The following is a 14,211-nucleotide window of genomic DNA, read 5'->3' on the forward strand; positions in this document are numbered from 1 at the left end:
GGGAGGACTCGACACGGAACGCTCCCACCGCAATGTTTCGACCATCGCCCCCAACAGGCGCCGCCTCCCTTCGTCCCATGGGCGATTCCATTGGAACCGACCCCACCCCCCCGGAAAGGACTTCCGCCATGCCGCACCCCTCGCCGCGCGTCCTGATCTGGAACGAATTCCGCCAGGAGCGTCGGGAGGAGGCGGTGACGGCTCAGTATCCCGAGGGGATTCACGAGGCGCTGGCCGCTCCCCTGCGCGCCGCCGGGCTGAGCGTGGAAACCGCCACATTGGACGAACCGGAGCATGGCCTGACCGAGGAGCGGCTGAACGCGGCCGACACGCTGGTCTGGTGGGGCCACCGCGCCCATGCCGAGGTGGCGGACGCGGTGGCGGAACGGGTGAGGCGGCGGGTGACCGAGCATGGGATGGGCCTGGTGGCGCTTCATTCCAGCCATTTCGCCAAGCCCTTCGTGGCGCTGATGGGCACCGGCTGTTACCTGAAGCACCGCGTGGCCGCGGAGAGGGAGCGGCTGTGGGTCGTCGATCCCGGCCATCCCGTGGCGGCGGGTGTTTCCGATTTCATCGAGCTGGACCGCGAGGAGATGTATGGCGAGTCCTTCGACGTCCCGCCGCCGGACGATCTGGTCTTCCTGAGCTGGTTCCAGGGCGGCGAGGTGTTCCGCAGCGGCTGCGGCTGGCGGCGGGGGCTTGGCCGCGTCTTCTACTTCCGGCCCGGCCACGAGACCTACCCCACCTACCACCACCCGCAGATCCAGCGCGTGATCCTGAACGCCGTCCGCTGGGCCGCCCGGCCGGAGGGGTTGGAGGCTCCGGTGCGGGGACGGCGGACCACGCCGCTGGAGCCGATCCCGCCGCGATCGTGAAGCGGTCAGACCCGCTCCCCGAAGCTCCCGGCGGCGGCGTCGATCACGGCGGGGTGGGCGCGCAGCGTGTTGATGGCGGTGTCCCGCTGGGCATCGTCCAATTCCAGCGTGACGATGACATCGGCGCCGCCGCCGCGCTCCGCGTCGCGTTCCTCGCGCGCGGTCTGGACGACGTGGCCGCAGCGGTCGCGCAGCCCCCCGACGATCTCCGCCTCGACGCCGCGCCCCTTCTCCGCCGGATAGGCGTAGATGATCTTCATGGCCATACTCCCCTCCCCGTCACGGCGCGAAGACGACCCGCATGCAGTCGTCGGCCTTTTCCTTGAACATGCGGTAGCCCTGGGGGGCGTCGTCCAACGCCCATTTGTGGGTCAACAGGTAGGCGGGATCGAGTTCACCCTTCTCGATGTGCTCGAACAGGCGCTTGACGTAGCGCTGGCCGTGCTGCTGCCCCATGCGGAAGGTCAGCGCCTTGTTCATCGCCGCCCCCATCGGGAACTTGTCGATGAGGCCGCCATAGACGCCGACGATGGACAGGGTGCCGCCCTTGCGGCAGCACTGGATCATCTGGCGCAGGACGGCGGGCCGGTCGCTCTCCAGCCGCAGCGCCTGCTTGCCGCGGTCGTACAGATCCTCGATGCCCAGCCCTTTGATGGACGGGGCGCCGCTGTCCGCCTCCATGCCCACCGCGTCGATGCAGACGTCCGGCCCGCGCCCGCCGGTCATCGCCAGCAGGGCGTCGTGGATGTCGACTCGGCTGTAATCCAGCGTCTCGGCCCCCGCCTTCATCTGGGCGGCGCGCAGCCGGTCGGGGAAGCGGTCGATGCCGATCACCCGCTCCGCCCCCATCAGGAAGGCGCTCTTGATGGCCATCTGTCCGACGCCGCCGCAGCCCCAGACGGCCACCACGTCGCCCGGCTTGATGCCGCCCATGTCGGCGGCCATGTAGCCGGTCGGCACGGCGTCGGAGACGAAGACCGCCTGCTCGTCCGTCACCCCTTCCGGCACGCGGAAGCAGTTGGTGTCGGCGAAGGGGACGCGGATGTATTCGGCGTGGCTTCCGGCGTAGCCGCCGAAGGCGTGGCTGTAGCCGAAGATGCCGGCGGTGCAGTGCCCGTAGGCCGCCTCCTCGAAGGCCGGCTGCGGGTTGGAGTTGTCGCAGAGCGAGAATTCCTCATGCTCGCAATGCCAGCATTTGCCGCAGCCGATGATCGACACGGTGATCACCCGGTCGCCGCGGTTCAGCCGCGTCACCTCCGGCCCCTTCTCGACCACCTCGCCCAGGAATTCGTGGCCGATGATGTCGCCGGCCCGCATGGTGGGGACGTAGCCGCCGATCAGATGCAGGTCCGACCCGCAGACCGAGGACAGGCCGACCTTGATGATCGCGTCCTGCGGGCCGAGGATCGTGGGGTCCGGCACCCGCTCCACCCGCAGGTCGTTCACGCCGTTCCAGCAGAGAGCCCTCATCCCGTCACCTCCTGCAATCGCGATCCGGCTCCGCTCCGCCCGGCCCGCCCGCTCGGCTGGCCCTCGATGGTGGGAAGCTCCCCGACCTCCATGATCCGCTTGAGGCGGCGCAGCGCCTCGCGCGCCTGTTGCTCCGGCGCGGCGCCGAACAGGCGGGACACCGCGTCGCCGCCCATGCCTCCCGGCGGGTGGTAGGCCAGCGTCAGGCTGACCTCCGTCCCGCGCCCGCCCGGCGCGGGACGGAACAGGACGGTGCCGCGGTGCGGCAGATCCGCCCCGTCCAGCGTGTGCCACGTGATGAGTTCGTTCTCCCGCACCTTGTCGATCCGGCTGTTCCAGACCACCGGAACGCCGCCGGGGCCATGGGCCTTCCAGCGGCTTTCCGTGTCGGACAGGATCTCCACGGCGTCGAGGTGGGGGAACAGCGCCGCCAGATGGCGGACGTTGCGCCAGTGGCGGAACAGCGTCTCGGCCGGGACGGCGATGGTGACGTTCGCCTGGGTGGTCGTCGGCTCCCGGCGCGGCGCCGGCAGCGCAACGTGCCGCAGCGGCCTGGACAGCGGAACCCCCGCCGCACCGGCGAGGAACAGCCCGCCGCCGAGCGCGGCCAGCGCCCAGCTTCCCCGCCGCGCCCCGGCGAAGCCCAGCGCCGTGCCGCCGAGGATGGCGGCCCAGCGTTCGAGCGTCCCGGCGGAGCCCTCCGGGCGCCAGCCGTCGTCCCGGCCCCGGGTCATTGCCCGTCCTTCTTCTTGTTGATCAGGTTCAGTTCGTACAGCCCCTTCATCAGGTCGTCGTGCAGGTCGATGCGCTCCGCGATGTCGGTGTAGTGGGTGGCGTCGGGCGCCCGCCCGGCCTCGTCCAGAGCGCGCTCCCACTGGTTCCCGGCGAAGTCGCCGCGCCCCACGAACATGACCGCGCGCAGTTCCATCCGCTGTTCGGGCGTCAGGTCCTCCAGCATCTTCTGGAGCTGGCTCAGCGCGCCGCTGGCGTCGGACGACAGGATGCTGAGGGCGTCGAGATCGGTCGGGTTCCGCGAACCGCGTTCGCTGGTCTGTTCCCCAAGGTCGATGTTGCGCATTCCCGCGAGGAAACGCTGGCGGTCGGCCACGGCCTCGTACGCGAGGTCGGCGGCCTGCTTCACGGTGTCGACCGAAATCTGTTTGAGCATGTGTCGCACTTCTTTTCAGTTGCACGGCTTTGCCCGACGCCAACAGCCGGGCTGGGGGTTCGTCGCGGAACGGCGGCGGTCAGTCGTCCCGCCGGCGCTGCTCGTCGGAGGCGCCGCGGGACCCGCCGGAGCCGGAGCCGCGCTCGCGCCCCTGCCCGCTGGACTGGTTCTGGCCGGGCTTGTTGCCGGCGGCCTTGTCCGCGTCCTCATGGCCGGACTTGGCCGCCTTTCCGGCGCCGCCGGACTGGTGCTTTTCCTGCTCGGTGTCGCGGTTGCTGCGGGACATGGGGTTTCTCCCGGTGTGGTTTGTCGGATTGGCGGCGCCCGGCGCCGCGGACGCTGCGCGCGGCCCGTGTGGGGAGCCCCTGTGGGGGAGCCCCTGTGGGGGAGCCCCTGTGGGGGAGCCCCTGTGGGGAGCCCGTGTCGCGGACCGCCTCTCGGCACAACCAGAGACGGTGCGGCGAGGTTCCGGCGCGACAGGCCGGAGCAACACGGATGCCCGGTGGCGTGTTAACCCCCGCAAGACCTTGGCAAGCCGGAGAACAGACATGCCGCTCCTGTCGGCGCAGATCGGCGAGACCGTGGACGGGGGGTTCGCCCCCGTGCGCCTGGACACCGACCGCGGCACCGTGGAAGCCCGCCTCCATGCCGCGCCCGATGGGCACAAGGCGGCGGGAACGCTGGCCGTCCTGTGGCTGGGCGGCGTCGGCGGCGGCTTCGACTCGCCGGCCCATGGGCTCTATGCGCGGCTGGCCGAGGATCTCAGGCCGGACGGCATCGCCTCGCTGCGCGTCCGCTACCGCAACCCGCGCGCCCTGGACGAGGCCGTCTACGACGCGCTGTGCGGCCTGACCTTCCTCGGCCGGATGGGCATCCACCACGTCGCGCTGGTCGGCCATTCCTTCGGCGGGGCGGTGGCGATCCAGGCCGCGGCCTCCAACCGCGGCGCGGTCTGCACGGTGGTGACGCTGGCGACCCAGGGGCTGGGCACCGACGCGGTGGCGGACCTCAGCTGCCCGGTGCTGCTGGTCCATGGCGAGGCCGACGAGGTGTTGACGCCGATGTGCTCGATCCACGTCCACCGCATGGCGCGCGAACCGAAGAAGCTGGTCCTGATGCCCGGCGCCGGCCACTGCCTGGACGAGACCGCCGAGGCCGTCTGCCGCGAGGTGCGCGACTGGATCAAGGCTCAACTGCTGGAGCGGTAGGGCATATCCTCTCCCCCACGGCGTCCTCCGGGATTAGGCTGCGGCACCTCCCCGAAAAGCCCGGAGCCCGCCGATGCTCGGCACCCTGACCCTTCTTCTCTCCTGCCAGCTGGCGGGGGAATTGACCGCCCGCCTGCTGCATCTGCCCGTGCCGGGGCCGGTGCTGGGCATGGTCCTGCTGTTCGCCGGCCTGCTGGTCCGCGGCGGCGTGCCGGAGCCGCTGCAGGAGACGGCGGGCGGCATCCTGCGCCATCTGTCGCTTCTCTTCGTTCCGGCGGGCGTCGGGGTGATGGCGCACCTGAACCGGCTGGAGGCGGAGGCCCTGCCCATCGCCGCCGCCCTGCTGGGCAGCACGCTGATCGGCGTCGCTCTGACCGCCTGGGTGATGAGCGTGCTGAGCCGCCGCGGGCCCGACGCCGAGTCCAGGGATGCGGAGGACGCGCCATGAGCCCCGATTTCCACGAGATCTGGGTCTATCTGTCGGCCAGCCCGCTCGCCGGCCTGACCCTGACGCTGGCCGCCTATCAGGCGGGAATGTGGGTGTTCGAGCGGTTCGGGCGGCGCCCCGCGCTGAACCCGGTGATGATCGCGGTGCTGCTGATCGCCGCGACGTTGATGGTGGCGGGGATCGACTACCGCACCTATTTCGACGGCGCGCAGTTCGTGCATTTCCTGCTCGGCCCGGCCACGGTGGCGCTGGCGGTCCCGCTTTACCGCCAGTTCCAGCAGGTCCGCCGCTCCGCCGTGGCGCTGCTGGTCGCCCTGGTGACCGGTTCCGCCGCGTCGGCCTTGAGCGCGGTGGGCATCGCCTGGGCGCTGGGCGCGTCGGAGCACACGATGCTGTCGCTGGCGCCGAAGTCGGTGACCTCCCCCATCGCCATGGGCGTGTCGGAGCAGATCGGCGGCCTGCCCTCCCTCACCGCGGTCTTCGTGATCCTGACCGGGATCATCGCCGCCTCCTTCGGCACCTGGGTCCTGAACCTCGTCCGGGTGACGGACTGGCGGGCGCGCGGCTTCGGCATGGGGGTGGCCGCCCATGGCATCGGCACCGCCCGCGCGCTCCAGGTCAACGAGGTGGCGGGTGCCTTCGCCGGCTTGGGCATGGGGCTGAACGGGCTGGTGACGGCCATCCTGCTGCCGGTCCTCTACCGCCTGTTCTTCGGCTGAGGCCGCGCTTCGCGAAAGAAGATTTCATGGAATCGTGGCTTGACAGAGCAAGCCTGCCTGCGCAGAGTGTGGACCATGACTCGCATCGACCACACGAACGCCCTTCTGCGACTTATCACCCCGGCGCTTTGAGCGTCCGGGTCGTCTGCGTTCGTCTGCCCTGTTCTCTGGTCGAAGTGTCAGTTTTCCCATGAGCACCTATTGCACGCGCCCATTCGGCACGCGCCCTTGCGGGGTGAAGCGTGTCTCCCGGCTGGGGCCGGGGCTGCGACTTAGGAACGGTCGCTGAGCCGCCCGGCAGCTCGGCGACCGTAGTCCCGCCGGTCCCCACACGACACGAGACAACGCCCCGCCGCAAGACCGGGGCTCCCAAGGGATCACGAAGCGTCATGAACCACATCGCCACCCCCGCCGCCTCCTCTGCCGCCAAGCACGAGAAGTACGTCCCCTTCGCCCCGGTGAAGCTGACCGACCGCCAGTGGCCGAACCGGACCATCGAGAAGGCTCCGGTCTGGTGCTCGGTGGACCTGCGCGACGGCAACCAGGCGCTGATCGAGCCGATGGGTCCGGACCGCAAGCGCGCGATGTTCGACGCGCTGCTGAAGATGGGCTTCAAGGAGATCGAGATCGGCTTCCCCGCCGCCTCGCAGACCGATTTCGACTTCTGCCGCGAGATCATCGAGGGCGGCAAGATCCCCGACGGCGTGACCATCCAGGTGCTGACCCAGGCCCGCGAGGAGCTGATCCGCCGCACCTTCGAGGGCATCAAGGGCTCCAAGCGCGCCATCGTCCATCTGTACAACTCCACCTCGGAGCTGCAGCGCCGCGTCGTCTTCGGGCTGGACCGCCAGGGCATCGTCGACATCGCCGTCGCCGGCACCAAGCTGATCAAGCAGCTGGCCGCCGAGCATCCGGAGACCGAGATCGTCCTGCAGTACTCGCCGGAGAGCTTCACCGGGACCGAGCTGGAGTTCGCCCTGGAGATCTGCGAGGCGGTGATGGAGACCTGGGGCGCCAGCGCCGCCAACAAGGTCATCCTGAACCTGCCGGCGACGGTGGAGATGTCTACCCCGAACATCCACGCCGACCAGATCGAGTGGTTCTGCCGCAACATGAAGAACCGCGACGCGGCGATCATCTCCCTGCACCCGCACAACGACCGCGGCACCGGCGTCGCGGCGGCGGAGCTGGGCATTCTGGCCGGCGCCGACCGCGTGGAAGGCACCCTGTTCGGCAACGGCGAGCGCACCGGCAACGTGGACGTGATCACGCTGGCGCTGAACATGCTGACCCAGGGCGTCGATCCGGAGCTGCGCATCGACGACATCAACGAGATCGTCCGCGTCGCCGAATACTGCACGCAGCTGCCCGTCCATCCGCGCCACCCCTACGCGGGCGAGCTGGTCTTCACGGCCTTCTCCGGCTCGCACCAGGACGCCATCAACAAGGGCCTGAAGGCGCTGGCCAAGTCCAACCACGGCACCTGGGAGGTCCCGTACCTGCCCATCGACCCGCAGGACCTGGGCCGCAGCTACGAGGCGGTGATCCGCATCAACAGCCAGTCGGGCAAGGGCGGCATCGCCTATGTGCTGGAGAAGGATTACGGCATCCAGATCCCGCGCCGCCTGCAGATCGAGTTCTCCAAGACGGTGCAGCGCATCGCCGACGAGACCGGCAAGGAGCTGGCCCCCGCCGACATCCACAACGCCTTCAAGGCCGAGTATCTGGACATCGACGCCCCGCTGGCCCTGATCGAGCATTCGACCGAGCCGCGCGGCCCGAACTCCGGCGCCCGCGTGCTGAACGTGGTGGTGTCGCGCGACGGCGTGGTCAGCACGCTGAAGGGTTCGGGCAAGGGTCCGATCGACGCCTTCCTGGACGCGCTGCGCCAGGGTGCGGGCATCGACCTGCATGTGGTTGACTACCGCGAGCACGCCGTCGGCGAGGGCGAGGACGCTCAGGCCTGCGCCTATGTCGAGGTGAAGACCAAGGACGAGCGCACCCTGTTCGGCGTCGGCATGGACGCGGACATCGTGACCGCCTCGCTGCGCGCCCTGGTCAGCGCCGCGAACCGCGCCGCGCGGTAAGGGGTTTGGGACAAGAAAAAGGGGCGCCCGCTGGGGCGCCCCTTTTTTGTTGGGTGGGGAGTGCTGGCGCTGGGCCCCCTCCCTAAAGCGGATTGTCGCTGAGTATAGACGGAATTTTGGCTGGCCTGAGCGGTTGGAGGAAGACACAGCTGAAGGACCGCGCGCCATGGGCCAGCCATATTCCTCCGATCTGCGCGAACGGGTTCTGCTGGCTTATGAGCGCCACGAGGGCGGCCCCGAGTTGCTGGCGCGGCGCTTCCAGATCAGCCGAGCCTGCGCGTACAACTGGGTGCGGGCCGCACGCCTTGAGGGGCGGCGGGTCGCCAAGCCGCATGCCGGCGGCGTACCAGCCAAACTGGACGCGGAGGGCGTGAGCGTGCTGCGGGCCTTGGTGCGGGAGGATAATGACGCGACACTGGCACAGTACCGCGACCGGTTGGCCGCACGCACCGGCATCGCGCTGAGCCCGGCGGTGGTGTGCCGCACCTTGAAGCGGCTGGGGTTGGCGCGCAAAAAAAGACGCTGAGGGCCAGCGAGCAAGAGCGCGCGGATATCGCCGCGGAACGCGCGGCCTACCGGGACGATGCGGTGGTCCATGAACCGGCGCGTTTGGTTTTCCTCGATGAAACCGGCATCAACACCCAGATGACGCCCACCCAGGCCCGGGCGCCGCGCGGCCAGCGGGCGCTCGGATCCGTGCCCTGTGGGTCGTGGCACCGCGTCACGGTGCTCGGGGCGTTGAGCGCCGAAGGCATGCTGGCCGCCATGAGCATCGAGGCGTCCACCTCCTCGGCCGTGTTTCTCGCCTTTGTCGAGCAGGTGCTCTTGCCCGTGCTTCGGCGCGACAAACCCGGCGCCGTGGTCGTGATGGACAACCTTTCCGCTCACAAGCGGGCCGATATCCTCGCCGCCTTTGAGACGGCGGGGATCCGTGTCCGCTTCCTCCCGCGCTACTCGCCCGACCTCTCGCCCATCGAGCCCGGCTGGGCCAAGCTCAAAGGAATCCTGCGCGCCAAGGAAGCCCGCACCGTCGAGGCCCTCAACGAGGAACTCGGCCCAGCCCTCAATGCGATCACCGCTACCGACGCCAAAGCGTGGTTTAAGCTATGCGGCTACCCGAATCTAAACTGAACCGAAATCCGCTTTAACCCTCCCCCGCCTGCGGCGAGGGAGGGGACTTTGGAACTTTCCCCTCTCCCGCGAAGCGGGGGAGGGAGGGACCCACGCGCAAGCGTGGGAGGGTGGGGCACCGCGACGGCACCCCCTCCCCCATCACCCCTCGATGCGCGAGAAGTCCGCCACCGCGTTCAGCGTCGCCCGGATCTGGCTGAGCAGCCGCAGGCGGTTGGCCCGCAGATCGGCCTGCTCGGCGTTCACCGTGACCTTGTCGAAGAAGGCGTCCACCGGGCCGCGCAGGCGGGCCAGCGCCGCCATGGTGCCGGTGAAGTCCTCCTGCGCCAGCAGCGGCCGGGCCGTCTCGCCAGCGGCGGACAGGGCGCCGTAGAGGTCCTTTTCCTCGGCCAGCGTCAGCAGGGCCGGATCGACCGGCTGGTCGTAGGCCTTGCCGTCCTTCTTCTCCTCGATGCGGACGATGTTGCTGGCGCGCTTGTAGGCGGCGAGCAGGTTCGCCCCCTCCTCCGACCCGACGAAGGTCTGGAGCGCCTTCACGCGGGCCAGCAGGCGGACGAGATCGGCCTCGCCACCAAGAGCGAACACCGCGTCGATCAGGTCGTGCCGCACGCCCTGGTCGCGCAATGTGACCTTCAGGCGGTCGGCAAAGAAGGCCATCAGTTCAGAAATAACCCTCGGACCATTTTCTCTAAACTTCTGCACTCCCGGCAAGTTAGGAAGCTTCTCGTCGATCTGTTCAATGAAGGAAAGAATTGCCTCATTAGTTCCACGACCGGCGCCCATGACATCAAGTGTTCCAGCCACAGATCTTTGATAATTTCCTTTAAAGGCTTTCAAGTCATGGGCTAGCAAGACGTCAAAATACTGCACATAAGCGACGACTATGGCTTCTCCGAGCTCTAGTTTAATCCCATTCTCCAGGATCAGCCGGATGACACCCAGCGCGGCGCGGCGCAGCGCGTAGGGGTCCTTGGAGCCCGTCGGCTTCTCGTCGATGGCGAAGAAGCCGACCAGCGTGTCGAGCTTGTCGGCCAGGGCCACGGCAACCGACACCGGAGCCGTCGGGCAACTGTCGGAGGGACCGAGCGGCTTGTAATGCTCGGCGATGGCCTCGGCCACTGCCGAGTCCTCACCGTCGCCCAGGGCGTAGTAGCGGCCCATGATGCCCTGGACCTCGGGGAACTCGCCGACCACCTCGGTCACGAGGTCCGCCTTGGACAGCCGCGCGGCGCGGGTCGCGGCGTCCACATCGGCGCCGATGGCGTGGGCAATCTTGCCGGCCAGCACCTGCACACGGGCAACCTTATCCGCCACCGTGCCGAGCTTGGCGTGGAAGGTGATGGCGCCCAGCTTGGACACGCGGTCTTCCAGCTTCGTCTTGCGGTCCTGGTCCCAGAAGAACTTGGCGTCGGACAGGCGGGCGCGCAGAACGCGCTCGTTGCCGGCGACGATGGCCTTGCCGCCGTCCGCCGTCACCGTGTTGGCGACCACGACGAAGCGCGGCGCCATCTTCCCGGCCTTGTCCAGCAGGGCGAAATACTTCTGGTGCGTGCGCATGGAGGTGATGAGGACCTCCGACGGCACGTCCATGAACTTTTCATCGATGGTGCCGACCAGGGCGACCGGCCATTCGACGAGGCCGGCGACCTCCTCCAGGAGCCCGTCGTCCGGCGAGAGGGTCAGCCCTTCCGTCGCGGCCAGCGCCTCGGCATCGGCCTTGATCTTGGCCTTGCGCTCGGCGCGGTCGAGAACGACGTGCGCGGCGCGCAACTTGGCCTTGTAGTCGGCGAAGTCGGTGACCGTGACGGCCTCCGGCGACAGGAAGCGGTGGCCGCGGGTGCTGTTGCCGAACACCAGCTTGCCCTGCGCGCCGCCCAGGTCGAAGGAGCCCTCCAGCACCGCGCCGCCGAACAGCGCGATGATCGAGTGCAGCGGGCGCACCCAGCGCACCGTGCCGGTGCCCCAGCGCATCGACTTCGGCCAGGGGAAGTCGCCCATGACCGCCGGGATGATCTCGGCCAGCACCTCCGCGGTGGCGCGGCCCTTCTTCTCCGCCACGGCGAAGTAGAAGATACCCTTTCCGGTGTCGCGCTGTTCGCACTGGTCGAGGCTGGTCAGGCCGGCGGACTTCAGGAAGCCGGCGACCGCCTGCTCGGGCGAGCCGACGCGCGGCCCCTTCTTCTCTTCGCGGACGTCGGCGGTGCGCTCGGCCAGGCCGTCGATCACCAGCGCGAGGCGGCGGGGGGTGGAATGGGCCTCGGCCGACGCGAAGGTCAGGCCGTTGGCGGCCAGCTTATCGGTGACGAGACGCTTGAGGTCGTCCGCCGCGCGCGCCTGCATGCGGGCCGGGATTTCCTCGGAAAAGAATTCGATCAGAAGTTCGGGCATGATGTTACTTGGCCCCCCCGGCGGTCCACGCCTCGCAGCAGGCTTTCGCCAGCGCGCGCACACGGCCGATGTAGGCGGCGCGCTCCACGACGCTGATGACGCCGCGCGCGTCCAGCAGGTTGAAGAGGTGCGACGCCTTGATGCACTGGTCGTAGGCCGGCAGCGCGACGCCCTTGGCGATCAGCGACTGGCACTCCGCCTCGGCGTCCTTGAAATGCTGGAGCAGCATGTCGGTGTTGGCGTGTTCGAAGTTGTGGGCCGAATACTCGACCTCGGCTCGATAGAACACGTCGCCGTACTTCACGCCCTGCCCGTTGAAGTCCAGGTCGTAGACGTTCTCCACGCCCTGCACATACATGGCCAGACGCTCCAGCCCGTAGGTCAACTCGACCGCGACCGGGTCGCACTCGATGCCGCCGACCTGCTGGAAGTAGGTGTACTGGGTGACTTCCATGCCGTCGCACCAGACTTCCCAGCCGAGGCCCCAGGCGCCCAGCGTCGGGCTTTCCCAGTCGTCCTCGACGAATCGGATGTCGTGCAGCGACGGGTCGATGCCCAGCACCTTCAGGCTTTCCAGATACAGCTCCTGCGGGTTGGCCGGCGAGGGCTTCAGGATCACCTGATACTGGTAGTAGTGCTGGAGCCGGTTCGGGTTCTCGCCGTAGCGGCCATCCTTCGGGCGGCGCGAGGGCTGCACATAGGCCGCCTTCCACGGCTGCGGGCCAAGCGCGCGCAGCGTCGTCGCCGGGTGGAAGGTGCCCGCACCCACCTCCATGTCGTAGGGCTGGAGGATCACGCAGCCCTGCTCCGACCAGAACTGGTGGAGCTTGAGGATCAGGGCCTGAAAGGACAGGCCGCGGCTGTCTTGGGAAGACCCGCTCGGGGAGGCCATCGGCGGTCACTTATGATTGGTGTGGAAAAACGCGCCGCACGATACGCGGCGGTATCCCCGGAATCAAGCGCCCGCCAGGGGTTGCGGCTCAACGCCCGTAGGGGCAGACCGGCCGGCCGCAGGCCACGGCGGAGCGCGGGGCGACGTAGGCGCCGCATTCCGGGCACTTCTCCATGTCCTCCGCAGCCACCTGGGGCGACCCGCCGCCGCTGGTGGAGGTGGGCTTTCCGGAGCCGCGACGCTCCCGCTCGCGCAGGCGGTCCCGACCGACCGCGCCGACGCGGTTGTACCAGCGCCAGCCGAACCACACGGCGCCGATCACCAGGATCAGGAACAGGATCTTGGAGAGACTGAACATGGAAGGAGGATTAGGGGGTGCGGGGCCGCGCGGTCAAGAGCGGCCTTCACCCCGAACGGCTGACCCGTCGAAAATGGATCGAACATCGAAAGAAGCGCCCGTCCGGCGCAAAGAATCCTTGTCGTCGGCAGCGGAAGCGGCACCTAATGGAGGAAAACCGCGCGCAGAGGAGACGCAACGTCATGAACGCCAGCGCCTATCCGGTCATCGTCCGCCCCCTGCCCCCGGATCAGGGTGTCGGCTATGTGGCCGAGGTGCCCGACCTGCCGGGCTGCACCGCGGGCGGAGCCACCCCCGCCGACGCCAGCACGGCGGCGCTCGAAGCCATCGCCGCCTGGATCGAGAACGCCCGCCGCACCGGGGAGCCGATCCCGCCCCCGTCCGAACGCCTGCGCGAAGTCACCCAGTGAGAGTTTGAAATACCGGTAACAGGGGGTAAGTCCCCGTACTGGGCCCCCACCCTAGCCCTCCCCCGCTGCGCAGGGGAGGGAGGAACTCCGCCGAGCGACCCTCAATTCCCTCCCCTGCGAGAGCGGGGGAGGGTCAGGGTGGGGGCCTTACGGCGACCACAAACCGAAAAAAACTCAGAGGCCGTAGCGCGACCAGAGCGCGCGCTCCTCGACGGCGGACAGAGCCGCCGCGGGAAGCGCCGCCGCAAGACCGTCCAGCGCGCCCGCCCCCACCGGCGCGTCCACGCGGAAGCCCATGCGGCGGAACCAGCGCTTGTCCTCCTGCACCACGCGCAGCCGGACCTTCTCGCCGAAGCGGCCGCGCAGCACGCTGCGCAGGTCGCCGATGCCGTCGATCAGCCCCAGCTCCAGCGCGCGCCGCCCTGCCCAGAAGGCGCCGGAGAACAGCTCCTCCTCCGCCCCGGACAGGCGGGCGCCGCGGCGGTCGCGCACCATCGCCTTGAAGGCGTCGTGGATCTCCGCCTGGATCGCCTTCAGATGGGCCACCCCGTCCTCCCGCTCCGGCGAGAAGGGATCGAGGATCACCTTCCTGTCGCCCGCGGTGTAGAGCCGCCGCTCGATGCCGTAGCGCTGGATGAACTCGTGCGCGCCGAAGCCCGAGGACACCACGCCGATCGAGCCCAGGATGCTGCTCTCGTCCGCCCAGATCTCGTCCGCCGCGCAGGCCAGCCAGTAGCCGCCGGACGCCGCGGCGTCCTCGCAGAAGGCGAAGACGGGCACCTTCTTCTCGGTGGCGAGGTCGCGGATGCGCTTGGCGATCAGCGCCGACTGCACCGGCGATCCGCCCGGCGAGTTGACGACCAACGCCACCGCCGCCTGCTTCTTCGGCGCGAAGGCGCGCTCGATCAGCCCGGCCATGCTGGACATGGTCAGGCCCTGACGGAAGGCTCCGGCCTGGCCGATGACACCGGACAGGCGGAGGACGGACACGATCGGCCCGGCGTCGCGCCAGGGGCCGAACGGGAGTTTGGCGAGCAGCTTCGTCATGTTCATCGCC

At 69.0% G+C, this 14,211-nt stretch carries 17 protein-coding genes; 8 read left to right on the forward strand and 9 right to left on the reverse strand.

Annotated features, from left to right (window positions below):
- The first annotated feature begins 128 nt into the window (after positions 1-128).
- Entirely contained in the window at positions 129-875 is a 747-nt protein-coding gene (locus tag ABVN73_RS09390) for a ThuA domain-containing protein (protein WP_353857758.1), read from the forward strand.
- A gap of 5 nt (positions 876-880) precedes the next feature.
- Here ABVN73_RS09390 and ABVN73_RS09395 read toward each other — a convergent pair whose 3' ends face one another.
- The 5 genes from ABVN73_RS09395 to ABVN73_RS09415 form a co-directional block, all read right to left on the reverse strand.
- Complete coding sequence (locus ABVN73_RS09395; protein WP_353857759.1) at positions 881-1,141, reverse strand: hypothetical protein; 261 nt, start codon at positions 1,139-1,141, stop codon at positions 881-883.
- 13 nt (positions 1,142-1,154) lie between these two features.
- Positions 1,155-2,345, reverse strand: a complete 1,191-nt coding sequence (locus tag ABVN73_RS09400; RefSeq protein ID WP_353857760.1) for a zinc-dependent alcohol dehydrogenase — start codon at positions 2,343-2,345, stop codon at positions 1,155-1,157.
- A complete protein-coding gene (locus ABVN73_RS09405; RefSeq protein ID WP_353857761.1) occupies positions 2,342-3,079 on the reverse strand; it encodes an SRPBCC family protein in 738 nt (245 codons plus the stop codon). The genes ABVN73_RS09400 and ABVN73_RS09405 overlap by 4 nt, the downstream gene beginning before the upstream one ends.
- Positions 3,076-3,513: a DUF3775 domain-containing protein gene (locus ABVN73_RS09410; protein ID WP_353857762.1), complete on the reverse strand. Its 438-nt coding sequence runs from the start codon at positions 3,511-3,513 to the stop codon at positions 3,076-3,078. Before ABVN73_RS09410 ends, ABVN73_RS09405 begins: the two co-directional genes overlap by 4 nt.
- 79 nt (positions 3,514-3,592) lie before the next feature.
- The gene (locus tag ABVN73_RS09415; RefSeq protein ID WP_353857763.1) at positions 3,593-3,799 is read right to left on the reverse strand and encodes a hypothetical protein; all 207 of its coding nucleotides are present in this window, start codon (positions 3,797-3,799) and stop codon (positions 3,593-3,595) included.
- Positions 3,800-4,061: 262 nt separating this feature from the next.
- Between ABVN73_RS09415 and ABVN73_RS09420 the strand changes: the two genes are divergently transcribed.
- The 6 genes from ABVN73_RS09420 (at position 4,062) to ABVN73_RS09445 (ending at position 9,106) form a co-directional block, all read left to right on the forward strand.
- Positions 4,062-4,721 carry a dienelactone hydrolase family protein gene (locus ABVN73_RS09420; protein WP_353857764.1) on the forward strand — a complete coding sequence of 220 codons (660 nt, stop codon included), beginning with the start codon at positions 4,062-4,064 and terminating at the stop codon, positions 4,719-4,721.
- 73 nt (positions 4,722-4,794) lie between these two features.
- Positions 4,795-5,169 (forward strand): CidA/LrgA family protein, encoded by a 375-nt coding sequence (locus ABVN73_RS09425; RefSeq protein ID WP_353857765.1) that lies wholly within the window; start codon positions 4,795-4,797, stop codon positions 5,167-5,169.
- Complete coding sequence (locus ABVN73_RS09430) at positions 5,166-5,888, forward strand: LrgB family protein (RefSeq protein WP_353857766.1); 723 nt, start codon at positions 5,166-5,168, stop codon at positions 5,886-5,888. Before ABVN73_RS09425 ends, ABVN73_RS09430 begins: the two co-directional genes overlap by 4 nt.
- Before the next feature lie 389 nt (positions 5,889-6,277).
- The gene (gene leuA, locus ABVN73_RS09435; protein ID WP_353857767.1) at positions 6,278-7,975 is read left to right on the forward strand and encodes a 2-isopropylmalate synthase; all 1,698 of its coding nucleotides are present in this window, start codon (positions 6,278-6,280) and stop codon (positions 7,973-7,975) included.
- Positions 7,976-8,141: 166 nt separating this feature from the next.
- Positions 8,142-8,501, forward strand: coding sequence for an IS630 transposase-related protein (locus ABVN73_RS09440; RefSeq protein ID WP_353857512.1), 360 nt, complete (start codon positions 8,142-8,144; stop codon positions 8,499-8,501).
- Positions 8,453-9,106 (forward strand): IS630 family transposase, encoded by a 654-nt coding sequence (locus ABVN73_RS09445; RefSeq protein ID WP_353857768.1) that lies wholly within the window; start codon positions 8,453-8,455, stop codon positions 9,104-9,106. Before ABVN73_RS09440 ends, ABVN73_RS09445 begins: the two co-directional genes overlap by 49 nt.
- A 141-nt stretch (positions 9,107-9,247) precedes the next feature.
- Here the strand turns inward: ABVN73_RS09445 and glyS are convergent, their stop codons facing one another.
- From glyS to ABVN73_RS09460, 3 genes are all read right to left on the reverse strand, one after another.
- The gene (glyS, locus tag ABVN73_RS09450; protein WP_353857769.1) at positions 9,248-11,494 is read right to left on the reverse strand and encodes a glycine--tRNA ligase subunit beta; all 2,247 of its coding nucleotides are present in this window, start codon (positions 11,492-11,494) and stop codon (positions 9,248-9,250) included.
- Positions 11,495-11,498: 4 nt separating this feature from the next.
- Positions 11,499-12,386, reverse strand: coding sequence for a glycine--tRNA ligase subunit alpha (locus ABVN73_RS09455; protein ID WP_353857770.1), 888 nt, complete (start codon positions 12,384-12,386; stop codon positions 11,499-11,501).
- Positions 12,387-12,474: 88 nt separating this feature from the next.
- On the reverse strand, positions 12,475-12,744 hold the full coding sequence (locus tag ABVN73_RS09460) for a hypothetical protein (RefSeq protein ID WP_353857771.1): 270 nt from the start codon (positions 12,742-12,744) through the stop codon (positions 12,475-12,477).
- A 182-nt stretch (positions 12,745-12,926) separates the two neighbouring features.
- Here ABVN73_RS09460 and ABVN73_RS09465 point away from each other — a divergent pair, with 182 nt between their 5' ends.
- Positions 12,927-13,154 carry a type II toxin-antitoxin system HicB family antitoxin gene (locus ABVN73_RS09465; protein ID WP_353857772.1) on the forward strand — a complete coding sequence of 76 codons (228 nt, stop codon included), beginning with the start codon at positions 12,927-12,929 and terminating at the stop codon, positions 13,152-13,154.
- A 174-nt stretch (positions 13,155-13,328) separates the two neighbouring features.
- On the opposite strand, the gene ABVN73_RS09470 is transcribed toward ABVN73_RS09465, so the two are convergent.
- Positions 13,329-14,207, reverse strand: a complete 879-nt coding sequence (locus ABVN73_RS09470) for a S49 family peptidase (RefSeq protein ID WP_353857773.1) — start codon at positions 14,205-14,207, stop codon at positions 13,329-13,331.
- Positions 14,208-14,211 lie beyond the last annotated feature (4 nt).

The organism is Azospirillum formosense (genome assembly GCF_040500525.1).
GTDB classification, from domain to species: domain Bacteria; phylum Pseudomonadota; class Alphaproteobacteria; order Azospirillales; family Azospirillaceae; genus Azospirillum; species Azospirillum formosense_A.

What these genes read in the sequence shown, in the direction of transcription:
- ABVN73_RS09410 (WP_353857762.1), bottom strand. Translation starts at nt 3,513, where the DNA reads ATGCTCAAACAGATTTCGGTCGACACCGTGAAGCAGGCCGCCGACCTC.
- ABVN73_RS09430 (WP_353857766.1), top strand. Translation starts at nt 5,166, where the DNA reads ATGAGCCCCGATTTCCACGAGATCTGGGTCTATCTGTCGGCCAGCCCG.
- ABVN73_RS09425 (WP_353857765.1), top strand. Translation starts at nt 4,795, where the DNA reads ATGCTCGGCACCCTGACCCTTCTTCTCTCCTGCCAGCTGGCGGGGGAA.
- ABVN73_RS09470 (WP_353857773.1), bottom strand. Translation starts at nt 14,207, where the DNA reads ATGAACATGACGAAGCTGCTCGCCAAACTCCCGTTCGGCCCCTGGCGC.
- ABVN73_RS09415 (WP_353857763.1), bottom strand. Translation starts at nt 3,799, where the DNA reads ATGTCCCGCAGCAACCGCGACACCGAGCAGGAAAAGCACCAGTCCGGC.
- glyS (WP_353857769.1), bottom strand. Translation starts at nt 11,494, where the DNA reads ATGCCCGAACTTCTGATCGAATTCTTTTCCGAGGAAATCCCGGCCCGC.
- ABVN73_RS09420 (WP_353857764.1), top strand. Translation starts at nt 4,062, where the DNA reads ATGCCGCTCCTGTCGGCGCAGATCGGCGAGACCGTGGACGGGGGGTTC.
- leuA (WP_353857767.1), top strand. Translation starts at nt 6,278, where the DNA reads ATGAACCACATCGCCACCCCCGCCGCCTCCTCTGCCGCCAAGCACGAG.
- ABVN73_RS09440 (WP_353857512.1), top strand. Translation starts at nt 8,142, where the DNA reads ATGGGCCAGCCATATTCCTCCGATCTGCGCGAACGGGTTCTGCTGGCT.
- ABVN73_RS09390 (WP_353857758.1), top strand. Translation starts at nt 129, where the DNA reads ATGCCGCACCCCTCGCCGCGCGTCCTGATCTGGAACGAATTCCGCCAG.
- ABVN73_RS09460 (WP_353857771.1), bottom strand. Translation starts at nt 12,744, where the DNA reads ATGTTCAGTCTCTCCAAGATCCTGTTCCTGATCCTGGTGATCGGCGCC.
- ABVN73_RS09395 (WP_353857759.1), bottom strand. Translation starts at nt 1,141, where the DNA reads ATGGCCATGAAGATCATCTACGCCTATCCGGCGGAGAAGGGGCGCGGC.
- ABVN73_RS09405 (WP_353857761.1), bottom strand. Translation starts at nt 3,079, where the DNA reads ATGACCCGGGGCCGGGACGACGGCTGGCGCCCGGAGGGCTCCGCCGGG.
- ABVN73_RS09400 (WP_353857760.1), bottom strand. Translation starts at nt 2,345, where the DNA reads ATGAGGGCTCTCTGCTGGAACGGCGTGAACGACCTGCGGGTGGAGCGG.
- ABVN73_RS09465 (WP_353857772.1), top strand. Translation starts at nt 12,927, where the DNA reads ATGAACGCCAGCGCCTATCCGGTCATCGTCCGCCCCCTGCCCCCGGAT.
- ABVN73_RS09455 (WP_353857770.1), bottom strand. Translation starts at nt 12,386, where the DNA reads ATGGCCTCCCCGAGCGGGTCTTCCCAAGACAGCCGCGGCCTGTCCTTT.